The organism is Mycobacterium sp. NGS34 (assembly GCF_059812845.1).
In genome coordinates this window covers 118,711-138,622 of the sequence record NZ_JCALDM010000003.1, presented here as the reverse complement: position 1 = coordinate 138,622, position 19,912 = coordinate 118,711, and the positions used below count along the sequence as shown (strand labels likewise).

The following is a 19,912-nucleotide window of genomic DNA, read 5'->3' as shown; positions in this document are numbered from 1 at the left end:
GTAGGCTTGCGGTCGTGCAGCGGTGGCGCGGCCAAGACGAGATTCCCACGGACTGGGGCAGATGTGTGGTCACCATCGGGGTGTTCGATGGTGTGCACCGCGGCCACGCCGAGCTGATCGCGCACGCGGTGAAGGCCGCCCGCGCGCGCAACGTGCCGACGGTGCTGATGACGTTCGACCCGCACCCGATGGAAGTGGTCTATCCCGGCAGCCACCCCGCGCAGCTGACGACGCTGACTCGCCGCGCGGAGCTGGTCGAGGAGCTGGGCATCGACGTCTTTCTGGTGATGCCGTTCACCACCGACTTCATGAAGCTCACCCCGGAGCGCTACGTGCACGAGCTGCTGGTGGAGAACCTGCACGTGGTGGAGGTCGTGGTCGGGGAGAACTTCACCTTCGGCAAGAAGGCGGCCGGCACCGTCGCCACCCTGCGCAAGGCCGGCGAGCGGTTCGGCTTCGCGGTGGAGTCGATGTCGCTGCTGTCCGAGCACCACAGCAACGAGACCGTGACGTTCTCGTCCACCTACATCCGGTCCTGTGTGGACGCGGGTGACATGGTGGCGGCGACGGAGGCGCTGGGCCGCCCGCACCGCGTCGAGGGCGTCGTCGTGCGCGGCGAGGGCCGCGGCGCGGAGCTGGGCTTTCCGACCGCGAATGTGGCGCCGCCCATGTATTCGGCCATCCCGGCCGACGGCGTCTACGCGGCCTGGTTCACCGTGCTCGGCCACGGGCCGGTCACCGGCACGGTCGTCCCGGGGGAGCGCTACCAGGCCGCGGTGTCCATCGGCACCAACCCAACCTTCTCGGGGCGCACCCGCACCGTCGAGGCGTTCGTCCTGGACACCACCGCCGACCTGTACGGGCAACATGTGGCTCTGGACTTCGTCGCGCGCATCCGCGGACAGCGCAAGTTCGACACGGTGAAGGGCCTCGTCGCCGCGATGGGCGATGACACCGAGCGGGCGCGCGGCCTGCTGCCCCCCGACTAGCCCCGCACGACGATTCGGAGCGGGAGCCGGCCCGCTGCTAAACTGCCTGACGACATCGGCGCGTGCTGCGGTTCGCGGTGGCCGCGCTCTGAAGAAGAATTCACATCGCGGACCGATTGATGGAGATAGTTTCGTGGCGCTTACTGCCGAGCAGAAAAAAGAAATCCTGGGCTCGTACGGCCTGCACGACACCGACACCGGGTCGCCGGAGGCGCAGGTCGCCCTGCTGACCCGGCGGATCGCCGATCTGACCGAGCACCTCAAGGTGCACAAGCACGACCACCACTCGCGGCGCGGACTGCTGCTGCTGGTGGGCCGGCGGCGCCGGCTGCTCAAGTACGTCTCCCAGATCGATGTCGAGCGCTACCGCTCGCTCGTCGAGCGCCTGGGCCTGCGTCGCTGACGCCTGGCAAATCCCGAGTGCCCGCTGGCCGGCGGAGTTCGCCCGTGTAGAGTGGGAGCGTTCTGGGCCGCTTCGGCCCGAGCAAACGGTGCGGTTTGCGCAGATCCGCGTAAGCCGTTCCAGCAAGTCACAAGGGAGCAGCCCGGTCTGCATCGGGCGGTCTTCGGTAGTGGCTGCCGGGCTCTCCGGATCTGGGGCAGGTCGGCCGCTTCGATCGATGGCCGTAGCCGCATTCAGACTTCTTCCTTTCAGGGAAGCTCTCGGGTTACTCGCGCGTGACGACGCGAAACAGCTCAATACCCAGAGAGGCCATACGGACACCCATGTCTGTAGCTGAAATCGACGAAGGCGTCTTCGAGGCGACCGCCACCATCGACAACGGGAGCTTCGGCACCCGCACCATCCGTTTCGAGACCGGCAGGCTGGCCCAGCAGGCCGCCGGCGCCGTGGTCGCATACCTAGACGACGAGAACATGCTGCTCTCGGCGACCACCGCCAGCAAGAGCCCCAAGGAGCACTTCGACTTCTTCCCGCTCACCGTCGACGTCGAGGAGCGGATGTATGCCGCGGGCCGCATCCCCGGCTCGTTCTTCCGCCGTGAGGGTCGCCCCTCCACCGACGCGATCCTGACCTGCCGGCTCATCGACCGCCCGCTGCGCCCGTCATTCGTTTCCGGGCTGCGCAACGAGATCCAGGTCGTGGTGACGATCCTGAGCCTGGACCCCAACGACCTCTACGACGTGCTGGCGATCAACGCCGCGTCGGCCTCCACCCAGATCAGCGGGCTGCCGTTCTCCGGACCCATCGGCGGCGTGCGGGTGGCGCTGATCGATGGCACCTGGGTCGCCTTCCCCACCGTCGAGCAGCTCGAGCGGGCCGTGTTCGACATGGTGGTCGCCGGCCGCATAGTCGGCGACGGTGACGCCAAAGACGTCGCGATCATGATGGTCGAGGCCGAGGCCACCGACAAGGTCATCGAACTGGTCGAGGGCGGCGCCCAGGCGCCGACGGAAACCGTTGTGGCGGAAGGCCTGGAGGCCGCCAAGCCGTTCATCAACGCGCTGTGCACCGCCCAGCAGGAACTGGCCGACGCGGCCGCCAAGCCCGTCGGTGAGTACCCGACGTTCCCGGACTACGCCGAAGACGTCTACTACTCGGTCGCGTCGGTGGCCACCGACGAGCTGGCCAAGGCGCTGACCATCGGCGGCAAGGCCGAGCGCGACGCGCGCACCGACGAGCTGAAGGCCGAGGTGGCGGCGCGGCTCGCCGAAACCTACGAGGGCCGCGAGAAAGAGGTCAGCGCCGCGTTCCGCTCGCTGACCAAAAAGCTGGTCCGCCAGCGCATCCTGACCGACCACTTCCGCATCGACGGCCGCGGCATCACCGACATCCGCGCGCTGTCGGCCGAGGTCGCCGTCGTGCCGCGGGCGCACGGCAGCGCGCTGTTCGAGCGCGGCGAAACCCAGATCCTGGGCGTGACCACGCTGGACATGGTCAAGATGGCCCAGCAGATCGACTCGCTGGGGCCGGAAACGTCCAAGCGCTACATGCACCACTACAACTTCCCGCCGTTCTCCACCGGTGAGACCGGCCGCGTCGGCTCGCCCAAGCGGCGCGAGATCGGGCACGGCGCGCTGGCCGAGCGGGCCCTGATCCCGGTGCTGCCCAGCGTCGAGGAATTCCCGTACGCCATCCGGCAGGTGTCCGAGGCCCTGGGCTCCAACGGCTCGACCTCGATGGGTTCGGTCTGCGCGTCCACGCTGGCGCTGCTGAACGCCGGGGTCCCGCTCAAGGCGCCGGTGGCCGGCATCGCCATGGGCCTGGTCTCCGATGACATTGAAGTCGAAGGCGGAGAGTCCGAACGTCGTTTTGTCACGCTCACCGACATCCTCGGTGCCGAGGACGCGTTCGGCGACATGGACTTCAAGTGCGCCGGCACCAAGGACTTCGTCACCGCGCTGCAGCTGGACACCAAGCTGGACGGCATCCCGTCGCAGGTCCTGGCGGGCGCGCTGGCGCAGGCCAAGGACGCGCGCCTGACCATCCTCGAGGTGATGGCCGAGGCCATCGACGCGCCCGACGAGATGAGCCCGTACGCGCCTCGGGTGACCACCATCAAGGTGCCGGTCGACAAGATCGGTGAGGTCATCGGCCCCAAGGGCAAGGTCATCAACGCCATCACCGAGGAGACCGGCGCGCAGATCTCCATCGAGGACGACGGCACCGTGTTCGTCGGCGCCACCGACGGGCCCTCGGCGCAGGCCGCGATCGACCGGATCAATGCCATCGCCAACCCGCAGCTGCCGACGGTGGGCGAGCGCTTCCTCGGAACCGTGGTCAAGACAACGGATTTCGGCGCGTTCGTGTCGCTGCTGCCCGGCCGCGACGGCCTGGTGCACATCTCCAAGCTCGGCAGGGGCAAGCGCATCGCGAAGGTCGAGGACGTCGTGAACGTCGGCGACAAGCTGCGGGTCGAGATCGCCGACATCGACAAGCGGGGCAAGATCTCGCTGGTCCTGGTGGACGAAGAGGAAGCCGCGGAGACACCGTCCGCCGCGCCCGCTCCGGCCGATGCCGCCACGGCAAGCAGCTAACCCCCCGGCGTCGCTGCGTCGGGGAGCGCAGATCGCCGCGGTGAACCCGGACCACAAGGCCGTCCGCCGCACCACACTCCCGGGCGGCCTGCGGGTGGTCACCGAGTACCTGCCGGCCGTGCGCTCCGCGTCGGTCGGGGTCTGGGTCGGCGTCGGGTCGCGCGACGAGGGCTCCACCGTGGCCGGGGCGGCGCACTTCCTCGAGCACCTGCTGTTCAAGTCGACCCCCACCCGCACGGCCGTCGACATCGCCCAGGCGATGGACGCCGTCGGGGGCGAGCTGAACGCGTTCACCGCCAGGGAGCACACCTGCTACTACGCGCACGTGCTCGACAGCGACCTGGAGCTGGCGATCGACCTGGTCGCCGACGTGGTGCTCAACGGCCGCTGCGCCGCCGAGGACGTGGAGCTGGAACGCGACGTCGTCCTCGAGGAGATCGCCATGCGCGACGACGACCCCGAGGACGCGCTGGGCGACATCTTCCTGTCGGCGCTCTTCGGTGACCACCCGGTGGGCCGGCCCGTGATCGGCACCGCGCGTTCGGTTTCGGAGATGACGCGGGGCCAACTGCACTCGTTCCACGTGCGGCGCTACACCCCCGAACGGATGGTCGTCGCGGTCGCCGGCAACGTCGATCACGACCAGGTGGTGGCGCTGGTCCGCGAGCACTTCGGGCCGCACCTGGTCCGCGGGCGTCAGCCCATCGCGCCCCGCAAGGGTGCCGGGCGGGTCACCGGACAACCCGGGCTGACGCTGGTCAACCGGGATGCCGAACAGACCCACGTGTCGCTGGGAGTCCGCACGCCCGGGCGCAGCTGGGAGCATCGCTGGGCGCTGTCGGTGCTGCACACGGCGCTGGGCGGCGGCCTGAGCTCCAGGCTGTTCCAGGAGGTCCGGGAGCTGCGCGGGCTGGCCTATTCGGTCTACTCGGCGGTCGACATCTTCGCCGACAGCGGCTCGCTGTCCGTGTACGCCGCGTGCCTGCCCGAGCGTTTCCCCGACGTAATGCGGGTGACCAGCGACGTGCTCGAAAAGGTCGCGCGCGACGGCATCACCGAGGCGGAGTGCCGCATCGCCAAGGGGTCCCTGCGGGGCGGGCTGGTCCTCGGCCTGGAGGACTCCGGGTCCCGGATGAGCCGCATCGGCCGCAGCGAGCTGAACTACGGCAAACACCGCAGCATCGAACACACCCTCCAACAGATCGACGGGGTGACCGTCGACGAGGTCAACGCGGTCGCCCGCCGCCTGCTGGGCAAGCGCTACGGCGCCGCCGTCCTGGGTCCGTACGCGTCGAAACGATCGCTGCCCCAACAACTTCGGGCGATGGTAGGGTAGCGCCGTGGTTCTGGGCTTTTGGGATATCGCGGTGCCCATCGTGGGTGCGCCGATGGCCGGCGGGCCCGGCACCCCCGCGCTGGCCGCCGCGGTGTCCAACGCGGGCGGGCTCGGATTCATCCCGGCCGCGTACGTGAGCGCCGAGCGGTTGGCCCAGGACATCGCCGCCGCGCGCGCCATGACGACGGGCCCGCTCGGCGTGAACCTGTTGGTCCCGCAGCCCAGCGTCGCCGACTGGGTGGCGCTGGACTATTACGCCGAGGAACTCGAAAACATCGCCGACCACTACCAGTGCGAGGTCGGCCGGCCCGAGTTCGGCGACGACGACGACTGGGCGCGCAAGCTCGAGGTGGTGTCCGACGTCCACCCCGAGCTGGTGTCGTTCACCTTCGGCGTGCCGCCGCCCGACGTGATCCGGCGGTTGAGCGCGCAGGGGTTGTTGGTGATGGTCACGGTGACGTCGCTGTACGAGGCCGGGATCGCCGTCGCCGCGGGCGCGGACAGCCTGGTGGTCCAGGGCCCCGACGCCGGCGGGCACCGCGGCACCTTCGCCCCGGACATGGAACCGGGTACCGAATCGCTGCATCGGCTGATCGATCGGATCCACCGCGCGCACCGCGACATCCCGATCATCGCGGCGGGCGGGCTGGGCACCGCCGAGGCCGTCTCCGGCGTGCTGCGCAGGGGAGCCGTGGCCGCGCAGGTCGGCACCGCGCTGCTGCTTTCCAACGAGGCCGGCACCAGCCAGGCGCATCGCACCGCCATGAAGAATCAGCTTTTCGGCAAGACCATCGTCTCGCGCGCGTTCTCGGGCCGCTACGCGCGCAGCCTGGAGAACGACTTCATCCGGCGCCTGGACACCGTTGCACCGCTCGGCTACCCCGAGGTCAACCAGATGACGTTGCCGATCCGGGAGGCGGCGGCCCAGCGGGAGGACCCGGACGGGATGACGCTGTGGGCGGGAACGTCGTTCGAGGAGGCCCGCCCCGGGCCGGTGGCCGACATCGTCGCCGGCCTCAACGTCTAGTGGCCAGTGCGGTCGCCACGCCGGTGTGCGGCAAGCCCAGGTCGGTGGCCACCCGTTCGGACAGCAGCATCCCGTCGTGCGTCGAAAGCCCTTTGGCCAGAGCGGGATCCGATCGGCACGCCGCCCGCCAGCCGGCGTCGGCGAGCCTGAGCACGTAGGGCATCGTGGCGTTGGTCAGCGCGACGGTCGACGTCTTGGGCACCGCGCTGGGCATGTTCGCCACGCAGTAGAACACGGTGTCGTGCACCGCGAACGTCGGGTCGTCGTGCGTGGTGGGCCGCGAATCCTCGAAGCAGCCGCCCTGGTCGATGGAGATGTCCACCAGCACCGCTCCCGGCTTCATCTGCGCGACAAGGGAATTCGGGATGAGTTTGGGCGCCTTGGCGCCGGGCACCAGCACGGCGCCGATCACCAGGTCGGCGCGCTTGACGGCCCCTTCGAGTTCCAGGGCCGACGAGTAGCGGGTGCCGACGCGGCCGGCGAACTCCGCGTCGAGCAGCCGGAGCTTGGCGATGTTGACGTCGAACACCATGACGGTCGCGCCCATGCCGCCCGCCACCCGGGCGGCGTTATAGCCGGCGGTGCCGGCCCCGATCACCACCACGTCGGCCGCCTTGACGCCCGGCACACCGCCCATCAGCACGCCGCGCCCGCCCTGGGTGCGCATCAGGTGGTAGGCGCCGACCTGAGCGGAGAGCCGACCGGCGACCTCGCTCATCGGGGCCAGCAGGGGCAGCGCGCCGTCGGCGGTCTGGACCGTTTCGTAGGCGATCGAGGTTGCGCCGGCGGCCAACAACGCGTCGGTGCAGGCGCGCGACGCGGCCAGATGCAGGTAGGTGAACAGGACCTGGTCGCGGCGCAACAGGCCGTACTCGGCCGGTATCGGCTCCTTGACCTTCAGCAGCAGGTCGGCGTCGGCCCACACCTGCTCGGCGGTGCCGGCCAGTTCGGCGCCCGCCGCCTTGAACTCCGCGTCGGGGATGGCCGACCCTTCCCCGGCGCCGGACTGGACGAGGACCTCGTGGCCGCGGCGGGTGAGTTCCGCGACACCGGCTGGGGTGATGGCCACCCTGAATTCGTTGGTCTTGGTCTCGGTGGGTATGCCGACGCGCATGTCCTCAAGTGTGAAGAACGTTCGAAATGCCGACAAACATGCTGACGATAATTCTGTAAACTCGTGTCGTGTCCGGGCTATCTCCTGACCGCGACGGCCGGTCCGGCGGCCCGCCGAAGGATGTTCGGGCCGCCGGCCTCGACGCAGTGGACCGCAAAATCCTGACCCTGTTGCACGCCGACGCGCGGATCACCAACAACGCGCTCGCCGAGGCGGTCGGGATCGCGCCCTCGACGTGCCACGGCCGGGTGCGCCGGTTGCTGGACCTGGGGGTCATCCGGGGGTTCTACGCCGACGTGGATCCGGTCGCCGTCGGGTTGCCGCTGCAGGCGATGATCTCGGTCACCCTGCAGTCCAACGCGCGCGGCAAGATCCGCAGCTTCATCCAGCAGATCCGCACCCGGCGGCAGGTGATGGACGTCTATTTCCTCGCCGGCGCAGACGATTTCATCCTGCACGTCGCCGCCCGCGACACCGAGGACCTGCGTGCGTTCGTCGTCGAGAACCTCAACGCCGACGCCGACGTCGCGGGCACCCAGACGTCGCTGATTTTCGAACATCTTCGTGGTGCGGCGCCGATTTAGCCCTATGATCGGCGGATGAGGCGCGATCCCGCCGTAGCGATCGTGGGGGCCGGAATGTCCGGCTTGTGCGTGGCAATCGCGTTGCTGCGCAGCGGCATTCGCGACATCACCATCTACGAGAAGGCCGACGAGGTGGGCGGCACCTGGCGCGAAAACACCTATCCGGGCCTGACGTGTGACGTGCCGTCGCGGGTGTATCAGTACACCTTCGCCACCAAGCCCGACTGGTCGCACATGTTCTCGCCGGGCGGCGAGATCCAGGCCTATTTCCGGGGCGTGGCCGACCAATTCGGGCTGCGGGACCGGATCCGGTTCGGCACCGAGATCGTCAGCGCCCGGTTCGAAAACGACCGCTGGGCGCTGCGCACCGACGCCGGCGAGGAATCGACCGTCGACTTCCTGATCTCGGCGACCGGCGTGCTGCACCACCCCCGGATGCCGTCGATCCCCGGGCTGGACGACTTCGGCGGCCACGCCTTTCACTCCGCGCGCTGGGACCACTCGGTCGAGCTGTCGGGCCGGCGAATCGCGGTGATCGGCAACGGATCCACCGGTGTGCAGCTGGTCTGCGGGCTGGCCGGCGTGGCGGGCAGGGTGGTGCTGTTCCAGCGCACCGCGCAGTGGATCGTCCCGATGCCCAACCCGCACTACTCCCGGTTCGCCAGCCTCACCCACCGGGCCGCGCCCTGGCTCGACCGGTTGGCGTACCGGGCGTACGGCCTCATCTTCGACACCTTCGCGGTGGCGCTGACCAAGCCGGGCCTGCGGCGCAAGGCGATGGGGGCGCTGTGCCGCGCCAGCCTGCGCCAGGTGCGCGACCCCGGGTTGCGGGCGGCGCTGACGCCCGACTACCAGCCGATGTGCAAGCGGCTGGTGGTGTCGGGCGGGTTCTACCGCGCGATGCAGCGCGACGACGTCGAGCTGGTCACGGCCGGCATCGACCACGTCGAACGGCGGGGCATCGTGACCGACGACGGCAACCTGCACGAGGTGGACGTCATCGTGCTGTGCACCGGGTTCGACACCCACGCGTTCTTCCGGCCGATGTGCCTGACTGGCCGGGACGGCATCGCCGCCGACGACGTCTGGCGCGACGGACCACGGGCCCACCGAACCGTCGCGATGCCCGGTTTTCCCAACTTCTTCATGATGCTGGGCCCGCACAGCCCGGTGGGCAACCACTCGCTCACCGCCGTCGCCGAGCACCAGGCCGATCACATCCTGGGCTGGATCGAGCGTTGGCGCCGAGGCGAATTCGACACCATCGAGCCGTCGGCCGCAGCGACCGAGCGGTACAACGCCGAGCTGCGGGCCGCGATGCCGGAGACCGTGTGGACCACCGGCTGCAGCAGCTGGTACCTGAACAAGGACGGGGTGCCCGAGGTCTGGCCGTTCACGCCGGCCAAGCACCGGGCGATGCTGGCCAAGACGGATCTGCGAGAGTACGAACTGCGCAGGCACGTGGCCGCGCGCTGAGGGGAGGGGCCGGCGATGTTCACCGTCGACGACCAGGCGGCGGGTCCGCATGACGCGTCGCTCGACCACGAGCGCCTGGTCCTCGAGGCGCGCGACGTGTACTTCGACTGGGCGAAGCTGCCGTTCCACTACGTGCCCGGCGAGCCGTTCACCACGCACGTCCTCAACGTGCTGCACCTGCTGCTGCCGGCCGGCGAGGAGTTCTTCGTCGACGTGTTCAAGCAGGCGCTGCCGCTGATCAAGGACGACCAGCTGCGCCTCGACGTGCAGGGGTTCATCGGCCAGGAGGCCATGCATTCGCAGGCGCACTCGAAGGTGCTCGCCCACTTCGCCGCGCAGGGCGTCGACCTCACCCCGTACACCGACCAGATCAGGTGGCTGTTCGGGAAGCTGCTCGGGCCCAAGCCCGGGTGGGGCCGGCGGCGCCGGCACAGCTGGCTGCTGGAGCAGATCTCGATCGTGTCGGCGGTCGAGCACTACACCGCCATCCTGGGCGAGTGGGTGCTCGGCGCGCCCGCCCACGACGCCATCGGCACCGACCCGGTGATGCTGGACATGCTGCGCTGGCACGGCGCCGAGGAAGTCGAGCACAAGGCCGTCGCCTTCGACACCATGAAGCACCTGCGCGCCGGGTACCTGCGACGGGTGCGGGCCCAGCTGGTCGTGACGCCGGCCATGCTGTTGTTCTGGGTGCGCGGGGTCCGCTTCCTGTACTCGGTGGACCCGCGCCTGCGGCCGGGAACCAAGCCGCACTGGTGGGAGTACCTCCGCGCGGCGCGCCGCGGTCTGGTGCCCGGGCCGCTGCGGTTCGTGCGGGTGGTCGCCGACTACTACCGACCGGGTTTCCACCCGTCGCAGCTGGGCGGGCTGGAGCTGGCGGTCGACTACCTGGCGCTCTCGCCCGCAGCGCGGGCGTCGCGCTGACCGATGGCCGCAACATCGATCGTCACCGCATCCGACGGCGTCACCCTGGCGGTGCACCGCTACACCGAGCTCGACCCGGCGCGCCCGACCATCCTCGCCATTCACGGCTGGCCCGACAACCATCACCTGTGGGACGGCGTGGCATCGGAGCTGGAGAAGCGCGGCCGCTACAACGTGGTGGCCTACGACGTCCGCGGCGCCGGCGAATCATCCCGCCCCGCAAAGCGATCCGGCTACGCCTTTCCCCAGCTGGTGTCCGACATCGGCGCGGTGATCGACAGCCTGGGCGTCGGGCCCGTGCACCTGCTGGCCCACGACTGGGGGTCCATCCAGGCCTGGCCGGCAGTCACCGACGAGGACACGATGGCCAAAGTCGCATCGTTCACGTCGATTTCGGGCCCGCACCTGCGCTACGCGGGCAGGTTCCTGCGCTCGGCGCGAACTCCCCGGGCCGTCGGTCAGGTCGCCAGGCAGCTGCTGGGCTCGACGTACATCGCGTTCTTCCTGTGCCCCGTCGTGCCGGAGCTGGCGTTCCGGTCGCGGGTCGGCGTGAAAGTCCATGAGGCCCTTGAGCGCATCGGCCGGTCGAGCACCCGCAGCCGGCGCGAGCGGCCGCCGCGGTCCGTCGCCGACTACGTCAACGGGCTGGGCCTGTACCGCGCCAACATGCCCGGGCCGATGCTGCGGCCCGGCGCGCAGCTGCCGGAGACCACCGTCGCGGTCCAGGTCGTGGTGCCGCGCAAGGACATCTTCGTGACACCCGCGCTGCAACGGTTCACCGGCGCGATTCCCGAAACCGGCCGGGTGATCGGTATCGAGGGCGGGCACTGGGTGGTGACGTCGCGCCCGGAGGTGATCGCCCGGCTGACCGCCGAGTGGGTCGAGGAGACCGTCGCCGGCGCGGCGAGTGGATCGGTGGTGCGCGGCGGACCGCGCGAGGTCGCCGGCAAGCTCGCGCTGGTCACCGGGGCGGGCGCGGGCATCGGCCGGGCCACCGCCGTCGAACTGGCCCGGCGCGGCGCGCGCAAGGTGGTGATCGCCGACCGCGACCTGGCCGCCGCCAACGACAGCGCCGACGCCGTGCGCGCTGCGTGCGCCGAGGCGGCGGTGTACCAGGTCGACGTCAGCGACGAGTCCGCGATGAACGCCCTTGCCGCACAGGTGCGCAACGAGCACGGTGTGATCGACATCCTGGTGAACAACGCCGGCATCGGGATGGCGGGCCGGTTCCTGGAGACGAGCTCGGCGAACTGGGACGACATCCTGGGTGTCAACGTCCGGGGCGTCATCTGCGGCTGCCGGGCCTTCGCGGCGCAGATGGTCGAGCGCGGCGAGGGCGGCACGATCATCAACGTGGCATCGGCGGCGGCGTTCGTCCCGTCGAAATCGATGGTCGCCTACGGCACCACCAAGGCGGCGGTGCTGGCGTTCAGCGAATCGCTGCGGGCGGACCTCGCCGACGAGGGCATCTCCGTCACGGCCGTGTGCCCGGGGTTCGTCAACACCAACATCGCCAAGAGCACCGTCTACGCCGGCATGACCGCCGAACAACAGGAGCGCGCCCGCGAGAAGGCCGACGCGGCCTACCGGCGGCGCAACTACACGCCGGAGGCGGTGGCCAAGGCGATCGTCAGGGCCGCCGAGACCGGCCCCGCCGTCGTCCCGATCGCCGCCGAATCCCGGATCGGCTACGCGCTGCGGCGCATCAGCCCGTCGGCGCTGCGCCTGTTCGCGCGCTACGACATCCGCCAAAGTTAGGGATTGCGCCGTGCCGGAAAGCATTTGGGGAAGCAGGCCGGTCGACCTGTACGGTCGGCGCGACCGCGACCGGCTCGGCACCCTGCTGTGGGGCGTCCGCCTGTGGTTCGGGGGATTCGCCGCGGTCTCGCGGTGGCAGCCGTCCCGGGTGAGGCCGGTGCCGCGGGTCCTGCGCGCGGTGATCACCAAGCGCGAACTCGTCGCCCCCGACGTGGTGGCGCTGACGCTGGCCGACCCTGACGGCGGCCTGCTGCCGTCGTGGACGCCCGGCGGGCACATCGACGTGCAATTGCCCTCGGGCCGGCGCCGGCAGTACTCGCTGTGCGGCCCGCCCGGGCGGCGCACCGACTACCGCATCGCCGTGCGCCGGATCGCCGACGGCGGAGGCGGTTCCATCGAGATGCACGAGGCTTTCAAGGTGGGGGACACGTGCCTGTTCGAGGGCCCGCGCAACGCCTTCTATCTCGGCACCGCCGAACGCGACGTGTTGTTCGTCATCGGCGGCATCGGGGTGACGCCCATCCTGCCGATGATGCGGGCGGCGCTGCAGCGCGGAATCGATTGGCGCGCAGTCTATGCCGGAAGAAGCCGCGAGTACATGCCGTTCCTCGACGAGGTGGTTTCGGTGGACCCGGGCCGGGTGACGGTCTGGGCCGACGATGAGCACGGCCGCTTCGCGGGCGTCGGCGAGCTGCTGGCCGGCGCCGGCCCGACGACGGCAGTGTACGTCTGCGGGCCGACCCCCATGCTGGAGGCGGTGCGCGTGGCGCGAAACGAATTCGCCGACGCGCCTTTGCATTACGAGCGGTTCAGCCCGCCGCCGGTGGCCGACGGGGTTCCGTTCGAGTTGGAGCTGGCCCGGTCGGGGCGGGTCGTCAGCGTCCCGGCGAATCGCTCGGCGCTGGAAGTCATGCGCGACCTTGATCCGACCACCCCGTACTCGTGCCAGCAGGGGTTCTGCGGGACGTGCAAGGTCAAAGTGCTTGGCGGGCAGGTCGATCACCGCGGCCGCGTGGCGGTGGGTGACGACGAAATGGTGGTCTGCGTGTCGCGGGCGAGGGGCGACCGGCTGGTCATCGACGCGTGAGCCGGTAGCCCACGTGGGCCACCTTGATGCCGGGCAGCGGCTCCCAGTCGAGGGTGCGGCCGTCGAGGAGAAATTTGTTCTTCTCGTAGAAGCGGCGCGCCTTGTCGTTCTGCACCGCGGCCCATAGGATCACGTCGCCGGCCGGGTGTGCGCTCAGAATCTCGTCGAGCAGGCGGCCGCCGATGCCGTGCCGCTGGCTTTCGTCCGCGATGTACAGCGCGTCGATCTGGACGGCGCCGCGTTCGTCGGGGTCCGGCCCGAAGATGGCGACGCCCAGTGGCCGGCCCCCGGATTCGGCCACCCACATCCGCCAGCCGTCGCGATTCAGCGTGTGGGGGTAGATCTCGGCGACCCAACGCTTCGGCGGACCCAGGATGTCGAGGAGTGGCGGCGTGAGTATTCCGGCCCAGGATTGTCGCCACACCGGATAGTGCATCTCCGCGACGTCGGCGAAATCCTCCGCCGTGGCTTCGCGGATCCGGATGTCGAGGGCCTCCACACGTCCAGGCTAAGGGTCGAGGCTAGGCCGTCGCTCCAGGTAGGCGGCCAGGGCGTTGGTCAGGCCCCGCCGGGCCATGTCGAGGTCCGCGTACGAGCCGAGCTGGCGCTCCGACACCAGGCCGCGCATCGCGCCGGGGATCAGCGCGGCAACCTCGCGCACCCGGTCCGGGTCGACGTCCAGGCCGGCGAAGGCGTTCTGGCACGTCTCGAGCCAGCTCTTGCCCCACGAGAACAGTTCGGCGGCCGTGCGCGGGTAGAGGCGTTCCAGCTCGCGGGGATCACGGGGGAGCACGGCCCGCAGGTTTTCGATGGCGCGCGAATCCGCCGACGCCAGGCCGCGATACAGCGTGTCAATGATGGCGCCGACGCGCTCCCGCAGCGGGGCGTCGGGTTGCACCGGGGCCGAGAAAGTGGCGGCGCGCCGCTCGGCGGTGCGGTGCAGCACGGCGGCCCAGAAGCCGTCGGTGTCGCCGAACTGGTACTGCACCGCACCCCAGGTGGCGCCGATGTCCTTGGCGATTCGATTGGCCGACACCGACCCCGGCTCGCCCGAGGCCAGCGACTTCAGCGCCGCCTCGAGCATGCTCTCGCGCGTCGCGCTGCCGCGCCGGTTCGGGCGCCGCCCGGCGACCTGGCTTTCGGTCACCCGTCTAGCCTAGCATTTTCATAGAGGGTACGATTATTCTATGGCTAAGCCGCCACTGTCGATGAAGCCGACCGGATGGTTCCAGGTCGCCTGGTCCGACGAGATCGCCGTCGGCGATGTGCACACGATGAAGTACTTCGACCAGGAGATGGTCGCCTGGCGCGCCGAGTCCGGCGCGCTCACCGTGATGAACGCGTACTGCGAGCACCTCGGCGCGCACCTCGGTTACGGCGGCAAGGTCGTCGGCGAGGTGCTGCAGTGTCCGTTCCACGGCTGGCAGTGGAGCGCCGAGGGGCGCAACGTCTGCATCCCTTACCAGGATCGGCCGAACCGCGGCAGGCGGATCCGCGCCTATCCCGTGGTGGAGCGCAACCAGTCGGTCTACATCTGGCACGACGTCGAGCGCCGCGAGCCCTTCTTCGACGCGCCCGACGTGTTCGCCTCGTTCGACGACGGCCGCGGTGCCGACGACTACTACCCACAGCAGCGGTTGTATCGCCAGGGTCTGGAGCTGCACCCGCAGTACGTGCTCGAAAACGGTGTGGATTTCGCGCATTTCAAGTTCGTCCACAACACGCCGATCGTGCCGGTGTTCACCCGCCACGACTTCGCCGACGCGGTGTCCTTCGTCGACTTCACGATCACCTTCGAGGGCGACGACGGCCAGCGGATCGAGGACGTCAACAGCGGCGTCGAGGCCATCAACGGCGGTTTGGGCGTCGCGGTGACCAAGAGCTGGGGGATGGTCGACAACCGCACCATCTCGGCCGTCACCCCCGTCGACGAATCCACCTCCGACGTCCGGTTCATGGTCTACATCGGGCGCACCCCGGGCAAGGATCCGGCGCGCGCCGAGCTCAGGGCGACCGATTTCGGCCGGGAAGTGATCCGGCAGTTCGAGCAGGACATCGAGATCTGGCGGCACCAGCGCTACTCCGACCCGCCCGCGCTGGCCCCCGACGAATACGCGGGCTTCACCGCGATCCGCAAGTGGGCCAAGCAGTTCTATCAGGAAGGCTACGCCAAATGAATGCACCGATCCGCGTCTTCCAGGTGGCCACCGGAAACGTCGGTTCCGAGATGATCAGGCGGATCGCCGGGGAGCCGGACCTGGAACTCATTGGCCTGCACTGCTATTCGCCGGAGAAAATCGGGCGCGATGCCGGCGAGCTCGCGGGCATCGCGCCCAACGGCGTGACGGCCACCGGCACCGTCGAGGAGATCATCGCCGCCAAACCGGACGTGCTGACGTTTCACGGCGTATTCCCCGACGAGGACCTCTACGTCAAAGTGCTTGAGGCGGGCATCAATATCGTCACCACCGCCGACTGGATCACCGGCTGGCACCGCGACACCAACCACCCGCACCCGTCGGGCAAGCCGGTGACCCGGCTGCTGGCCGAAGCCTGCGAAAAGGGCGGCGCGACGTTCTACGGCACCGGCATGAACCCGGGCCTGAACCAGATCCTGGGCGTGGTGTGCTCGGCCGACGTGGCCGAGATCGAGAACGTCACCACCATCGAGTCCGTCGACGTGTCGTGTCACCACTCCAAGGACACCTGGCTCGAGGTGGGCTACGGCCAGCCGGTCGACGATCCCGAGATCCCGTCGAAGCTGGAGAAGTACACCCGCGTCTTCGCCGACAGCGTGCTGATGATGGCCGACTGCTTCGACGTGACCCTCGACGAGGTGAAGTTCAGCTACGAGCTGGGCGCCTGCACCAAGGACGTGGACCTGGGCTGGTACACGCTGCCCAAGGGCTCGCTGGGCGGCAACTACCTCAAGTACCAGGGCATGGTGGACGGGGTGCCCCGCGTCGAGACGCACCTGGAGTGGCAGATGACCCCGCACACCGACCCGAGCTGGAACATCAAGGGCTGCTACATCACTCAGATCAAGGGCGACCCGTGCGTCTACAACAAGCACATGATCTTTCCCAGGCCCGGCGTGGACCTGTCCAATCCGGACAACTTCGCCTCGATCGGCATGACCGTGACCGGCATGCCCGCGCTCTACGCGATCAAGTCGGTGGTGGCGGCGCGCCCGGGGCTGATCACCAGCGCCGACCTGCCGCTGCGCGGGTTCGCGGGGCGGTTCAAGAAGTAAACGGGTCAAGGGGCCTCGTCATCGTCGTCATCGAAGAGGCGCTCCGGGTGGTGATGTCGTTGGTGCGCGCACCGCGGTCCAGCTGCGGCGGCGGGATCCACTCGGTGCCGCCGTTGGGAAGTGTCCTCGTCCGCCACCCGCTTTTGACGAGCTTCTGGTTGCAAGTCATGCACCTCGGTGAATTTCGTGGTAACGAGGCTTGACATCCGGTTTGATATTGCCATGAGCGACGACTCATTTACCGGCGCAAAGCCGGACAACAAGAGCGACGGCGGATTACGTTGGCGGTTGTCCAGACCTTTTGGCCGGATGGCAACGACTATTCGCGGTGACGCCCCGCCAGAGAGTCCGCGCGGTTTTGCCTCTCTGTTGTTTGAGTACGCTCTTTTGTTCGTCGCCTTCTATGCGGCGGCCTGCGTTGCCCTGGGCTTATCCCTGGGTTCCGGTGTCGGCGAGCGCTTCACCATCGGATTTGCAGCCGCCATCATCACAACGGCCGCCGGCGCTGTGGGGGCTGTCTTGGGATTTATCTTCGGCATACCGCGTGCGCTGCAAGCGCCAAATTTACAGGCCAACGGGACGTACACGCGCTACCTTGCCAATACCAACTTGGAGCAAATTTCGGACTGGCTGACCAAGATCCTCGTAGGTGTCTCGCTGGTGCAGATAGCCAATATCCGACCTGCGCTCGGCGCACTCGGGCGCACGCTGGCACCGATGCTCGGCTCACCGACCGCAACGAATGGAATTTCATCGGAGGCACGCGGCGCTATCGGTGTCGCAATGTGCCTGACGGCCGCCCTCATCGCGTTCCTCTACTGCTACCTGTGGACGCGGGTGACCCTGACATGGTTCCTCATCGTTGCCCAACCCCAAGCCGCTGGCGAAAGCGAAGACGACCGCCTCGAAGACGCGCCACCGGCCGTCGCTGTAGCGCGGCCGGCCACCAAAGGAGAACCATCGCAACCTTCGGATTCCGCGCAAGAACTATCGCCACGGATAGATACCGAAGGTTCACTGCCCTAGAAACAGGAAGATTCACCTCTCCGTGGCCGCATGCGGCGCTTCCAGCGCGGCGGTGAAGGTCGGCCGGGACAGGAACCGAACCGGTGTTCGGGTGCTATGCCGCGGACCGGCCACGGCCACTACCGAGGGCCCCTGCTGTGGATCATTTCCGACTGTGGATAGAGCCATTTCCGGACGAAATGTCAGGAGCTCGGGCACAGATCGCGCTGGGCCCAATAAACGAGGAGGTCCGCCTGGGCGGGGCTCAGCCCATTGGGGCCCAGGTCGGTGTCGGATTTCTGCAACGCCATGGCCTGCAGTTGCGCGGGCGGAACGCCGTACGACAATTGCTGGCACAATCTCTGACCCGTCACCAGCAGCGCCGGGTCGCCGCCGGCGAAGTCCTGGATCCCGGCGTTGTGCAGGTCGTTGAGGTAGGAGATCGGGTCGGCCTGAGCCGGACTGGCGCAGACGACACCGGCGACAAGAAGTGGGCTGCTGATTACCGCCAGGCCCATGAATCGGCCAGACCGCCGCCGAGCCGCCATAGTTCCGTCTCCTTTGCTTGAAGCGAACCGATCGAATGCTCAATTATCTTGGAGCAATTTCCAGAAACGCGCTAGCGGATCGGCGACGATTCAATGACATCGGCATGTCCAAATGCCGAACACCGCACGCGGTCGATCCGGCCGAACCCGGAGTCTAGGGTGAAGGCCATGCGGGTAGGCGTGCTGGGGGCGAAGGGCAAAGTGGGGTCGACGATGGTGGCGGCCGTGCAGGCCGCCGAGGATCTGGTCCTGTCCGCGGAGGTGGACGAGGGTGATCCGCTGAGCCTGCTGACCGACGGCGACACCGAGGTGGTCATCGACTTCACCCACCCCGACGTGGTGATGGGCAACCTAGAGTTCCTGATCGGCAACGGAATTCACGCCGTGGTCGGGACCACGGGCTTCACCCAGGAGCGCCTCGACCAAGTGCACTCGTGGCTGGCCGACAAGCCTGGCACGTCGGTGCTGATCGCGCCGAACTTCGCGATCGGGGCCGTGCTGTCGATGCATTTCGCCAAGCAGGCCGCGCCCTTCTTCGACTCGGCCGAGGTCATCGAGCTGCACCACCCGCACAAGGCCGACGCCCCGTCGGGCACCGCGGCTCGCACCGCGAAACTGATCGCCGAGGCCCGAAAGGGCTTGCCGCCTAACCCCGATGCCACCAGTACCGGCCTGCCCGGGGCGCGCGGCGCCGACGTCGAAGGCATACCGGTGCATTCCGTGCGGCTGGCCGGGCTGGTCGCCCATCAGGAGATCCTGTTCGGCACCGAGGGGGAGACGCTGACCATCCGGCACGACAGCCTGGACCGCACGTCGTTCGTCCCGGGCGTGCTGCTGGCCGTGCGGCGGATCAAGGAACGCCCCGGCCTCACGGTGGGCCTCGAGCCCCTGCTGAACCTCACATGACCGCACGCACGCTGTACATGCAGCTGCTCATCGCGTTCTTGTGCGTGGCGATGCTGGTGTACTTCGTGCTGCTGGGCCGTCTGGCCTTCGCGATGATCGGGTCGGGCCGGGCGGCCGCCGTGGGACTGGGCGCGGCGCTGCTGATCATGCCGGTCATCGGGCTGTGGGCGATGATCGCCACGCTGCGCGCCGGGTTCGCCCATCAGCGGCTCGCCCGCCTGATCGCCGCGGACGGAATGGAACTCGACACCGGCGCGCTGCCGCGGCGGCCATCCGGCCGCATCGAGCTGCACGCGGCCGACGCCCTGTTCGCCACGGTGCGCACCGAGGTCGAGGCCGATCCCGACGATTGGCGGCGCTGGTACCGGCTGGCCCGGGCCTACGACTACGCGGGCGACCGCCGCCGCGCGCGGGAGGCCATGAAGACCGCGGTCGAGCTGCAGGCCGGCCGATGAGCAAGACGTTGCTGATCGTGCACCACACGCCGTCCCCGCACACCCACGAGATGTTCGAGGCGGTGCTCTCCGGCGCCACCGACCCCGAGATCGAAGGCGTCGAGGTCATCCGGCGGCCCGCGCTGACCCTCGCGCCCGCCGACATGCTCGAGGCCGACGGCTACCTGCTCGGAACCCCGGCCAATCTGGGCTACATGAGCGGCGCGCTCAAGCACGCGTTCGACGTGTGCTATTACCCGTGCCTCGACGCGACGCGCGGCCGACCGTTCGGCGTGTACCTGCACGGCAACGAGGGCACCGAGGGCGCCGAGCGGGGCATCGAGGCGATCACGACCGGATTAGGTTGGACGAAAGTGGCTGAAAACGTGGTGGTTTCGGGCAAACCCAGCAAGGCCGACCTGGAATCGTGCTGGGAACTGGGCGCGACGGTGGCCGCCCAGCTGATGGGGTGAG

General features: G+C 68.9%; 20 protein-coding genes and 1 pseudogene. 16 read left to right on the top strand and 5 right to left on the bottom strand.

Features of this window, described 5'->3' with window-relative positions; translation table 11 throughout:
• Positions 1–14: 14 nt before the first annotated feature.
• The 5 genes from AC5Y7V_RS09550 to AC5Y7V_RS09530 all read left to right on the top strand — a co-directional run bounded on the left by AC5Y7V_RS09550 (position 15) and on the right by AC5Y7V_RS09530 (position 6,349).
• Positions 15–989 (top strand): bifunctional riboflavin kinase/FAD synthetase, encoded by a 975-nt coding sequence (locus tag AC5Y7V_RS09550; RefSeq protein ID WP_499879802.1) that lies wholly within the window; start codon positions 15–17, stop codon positions 987–989.
• A gap of 133 nt (positions 990–1,122) precedes the next feature.
• On the top strand, positions 1,123–1,392 hold the full coding sequence (gene rpsO, locus AC5Y7V_RS09545; RefSeq protein ID WP_066909705.1) for a 30S ribosomal protein S15: 270 nt from the start codon (positions 1,123–1,125) through the stop codon (positions 1,390–1,392).
• Between the two features lie 323 nt (positions 1,393–1,715).
• Positions 1,716–3,986 (top strand): polyribonucleotide nucleotidyltransferase, encoded by a 2,271-nt coding sequence (locus AC5Y7V_RS09540; protein ID WP_499879801.1) that lies wholly within the window; start codon positions 1,716–1,718, stop codon positions 3,984–3,986.
• Positions 3,964–5,322, top strand: coding sequence for a M16 family metallopeptidase (locus tag AC5Y7V_RS09535; protein ID WP_499879800.1), 1,359 nt, complete (start codon positions 3,964–3,966; stop codon positions 5,320–5,322). The genes AC5Y7V_RS09540 and AC5Y7V_RS09535 overlap by 23 nt, the downstream gene beginning before the upstream one ends.
• A gap of 4 nt (positions 5,323–5,326) precedes the next feature.
• A complete protein-coding gene (locus AC5Y7V_RS09530) occupies positions 5,327–6,349 on the top strand; it encodes a nitronate monooxygenase (RefSeq protein WP_499879799.1) in 1,023 nt (340 codons plus the stop codon).
• On the opposite strand, the gene ald is transcribed toward AC5Y7V_RS09530, so the two are convergent.
• A complete protein-coding gene (ald, locus tag AC5Y7V_RS09525) occupies positions 6,339–7,463 on the bottom strand; it encodes an alanine dehydrogenase (RefSeq protein WP_499879798.1) in 1,125 nt (374 codons plus the stop codon). The two genes, AC5Y7V_RS09530 and ald, sit on opposite strands and share 11 nt — an antisense overlap.
• A 68-nt stretch (positions 7,464–7,531) precedes the next feature.
• On the opposite strand from ald, the gene aldR reads away from it, so the two are divergent.
• Genes aldR through AC5Y7V_RS09500 form a run of 5 tightly spaced genes read left to right on the top strand, consistent with a single transcriptional unit; the run spans position 7,532 to position 13,292 of the window.
• Positions 7,532–8,047 (top strand): HTH-type transcriptional regulator AldR, encoded by a 516-nt coding sequence (aldR, locus tag AC5Y7V_RS09520; protein ID WP_499879797.1) that lies wholly within the window; start codon positions 7,532–7,534, stop codon positions 8,045–8,047.
• A 15-nt stretch (positions 8,048–8,062) separates the two neighbouring features.
• On the top strand, positions 8,063–9,523 hold the full coding sequence (locus AC5Y7V_RS09515) for a flavin-containing monooxygenase (protein ID WP_499879796.1): 1,461 nt from the start codon (positions 8,063–8,065) through the stop codon (positions 9,521–9,523).
• A 15-nt stretch (positions 9,524–9,538) separates the two neighbouring features.
• Entirely contained in the window at positions 9,539–10,447 is a 909-nt protein-coding gene (locus AC5Y7V_RS09510) for a metal-dependent hydrolase (protein ID WP_499879795.1), read from the top strand.
• A gap of 3 nt (positions 10,448–10,450) precedes the next feature.
• On the top strand, positions 10,451–12,205 hold the full coding sequence (locus AC5Y7V_RS09505; protein ID WP_499879794.1) for an SDR family oxidoreductase: 1,755 nt from the start codon (positions 10,451–10,453) through the stop codon (positions 12,203–12,205).
• 10 nt (positions 12,206–12,215) lie between these two features.
• Positions 12,216–13,292 (top strand): PDR/VanB family oxidoreductase, encoded by a 1,077-nt coding sequence (locus AC5Y7V_RS09500; protein ID WP_499879793.1) that lies wholly within the window; start codon positions 12,216–12,218, stop codon positions 13,290–13,292.
• Here AC5Y7V_RS09500 and AC5Y7V_RS09495 read toward each other — a convergent pair.
• Positions 13,279–13,791: a GNAT family N-acetyltransferase gene (locus AC5Y7V_RS09495; protein WP_499879792.1), complete on the bottom strand. Its 513-nt coding sequence runs from the start codon at positions 13,789–13,791 to the stop codon at positions 13,279–13,281. The genes AC5Y7V_RS09500 and AC5Y7V_RS09495 overlap by 14 nt on opposite strands.
• Positions 13,792–13,800: 9 nt before the next feature.
• Positions 13,801–14,376: a TetR/AcrR family transcriptional regulator gene (locus AC5Y7V_RS09490; RefSeq protein ID WP_499880162.1), complete on the bottom strand. Its 576-nt coding sequence runs from the start codon at positions 14,374–14,376 to the stop codon at positions 13,801–13,803.
• 103 nt (positions 14,377–14,479) lie between these two features.
• Here AC5Y7V_RS09490 and AC5Y7V_RS09485 point away from each other — a divergent pair, with 103 nt between their 5' ends.
• Both AC5Y7V_RS09485 and AC5Y7V_RS09480 read left to right on the top strand, forming a co-directional pair.
• Entirely contained in the window at positions 14,480–15,469 is a 990-nt protein-coding gene (locus tag AC5Y7V_RS09485; protein ID WP_499879791.1) for an aromatic ring-hydroxylating dioxygenase subunit alpha, read from the top strand.
• Positions 15,466–16,545 (top strand): NAD(P)H-dependent amine dehydrogenase family protein, encoded by a 1,080-nt coding sequence (locus AC5Y7V_RS09480; RefSeq protein WP_499879790.1) that lies wholly within the window; start codon positions 15,466–15,468, stop codon positions 16,543–16,545. Before AC5Y7V_RS09485 ends, AC5Y7V_RS09480 begins: the two co-directional genes overlap by 4 nt.
• Positions 16,546–16,550: 5 nt before the next feature.
• Here the strand turns inward: AC5Y7V_RS09480 and AC5Y7V_RS09475 are convergent.
• A pseudogene (locus tag AC5Y7V_RS09475) lies at positions 16,551–16,696 on the bottom strand (HNH endonuclease signature motif containing protein); the annotation flags it as partial.
• Positions 16,697–16,767: 71 nt separating this feature from the next.
• Here AC5Y7V_RS09475 and AC5Y7V_RS09470 point away from each other — a divergent pair.
• Positions 16,768–17,571 carry a hypothetical protein gene (locus tag AC5Y7V_RS09470; protein WP_499879789.1) on the top strand — a complete coding sequence of 268 codons (804 nt, stop codon included), beginning with the start codon at positions 16,768–16,770 and terminating at the stop codon, positions 17,569–17,571.
• 182 nt (positions 17,572–17,753) lie between these two features.
• On the opposite strand, the gene AC5Y7V_RS09465 is transcribed toward AC5Y7V_RS09470, so the two are convergent.
• A complete protein-coding gene (locus AC5Y7V_RS09465) occupies positions 17,754–18,098 on the bottom strand; it encodes a DUF732 domain-containing protein (protein ID WP_499879788.1) in 345 nt (114 codons plus the stop codon).
• Between the two features lie 168 nt (positions 18,099–18,266).
• Between AC5Y7V_RS09465 and dapB the strand changes: the two genes are divergently transcribed.
• Genes dapB through AC5Y7V_RS09450 form a run of 3 tightly spaced genes read left to right on the top strand, consistent with a single transcriptional unit; the run spans position 18,267 to position 19,911 of the window.
• On the top strand, positions 18,267–19,004 hold the full coding sequence (gene dapB, locus AC5Y7V_RS09460; protein WP_499879787.1) for a 4-hydroxy-tetrahydrodipicolinate reductase: 738 nt from the start codon (positions 18,267–18,269) through the stop codon (positions 19,002–19,004).
• Positions 19,001–19,459 carry a tetratricopeptide repeat protein gene (locus AC5Y7V_RS09455; RefSeq protein ID WP_499879786.1) on the top strand — a complete coding sequence of 153 codons (459 nt, stop codon included), beginning with the start codon at positions 19,001–19,003 and terminating at the stop codon, positions 19,457–19,459. The genes dapB and AC5Y7V_RS09455 overlap by 4 nt, the downstream gene beginning before the upstream one ends.
• Positions 19,456–19,911: a flavodoxin family protein gene (locus AC5Y7V_RS09450; protein WP_499879785.1), complete on the top strand. Its 456-nt coding sequence runs from the start codon at positions 19,456–19,458 to the stop codon at positions 19,909–19,911. The genes AC5Y7V_RS09455 and AC5Y7V_RS09450 overlap by 4 nt, the downstream gene beginning before the upstream one ends.
• The last annotated feature ends 1 nt before the right edge of the window (position 19,912 follow it).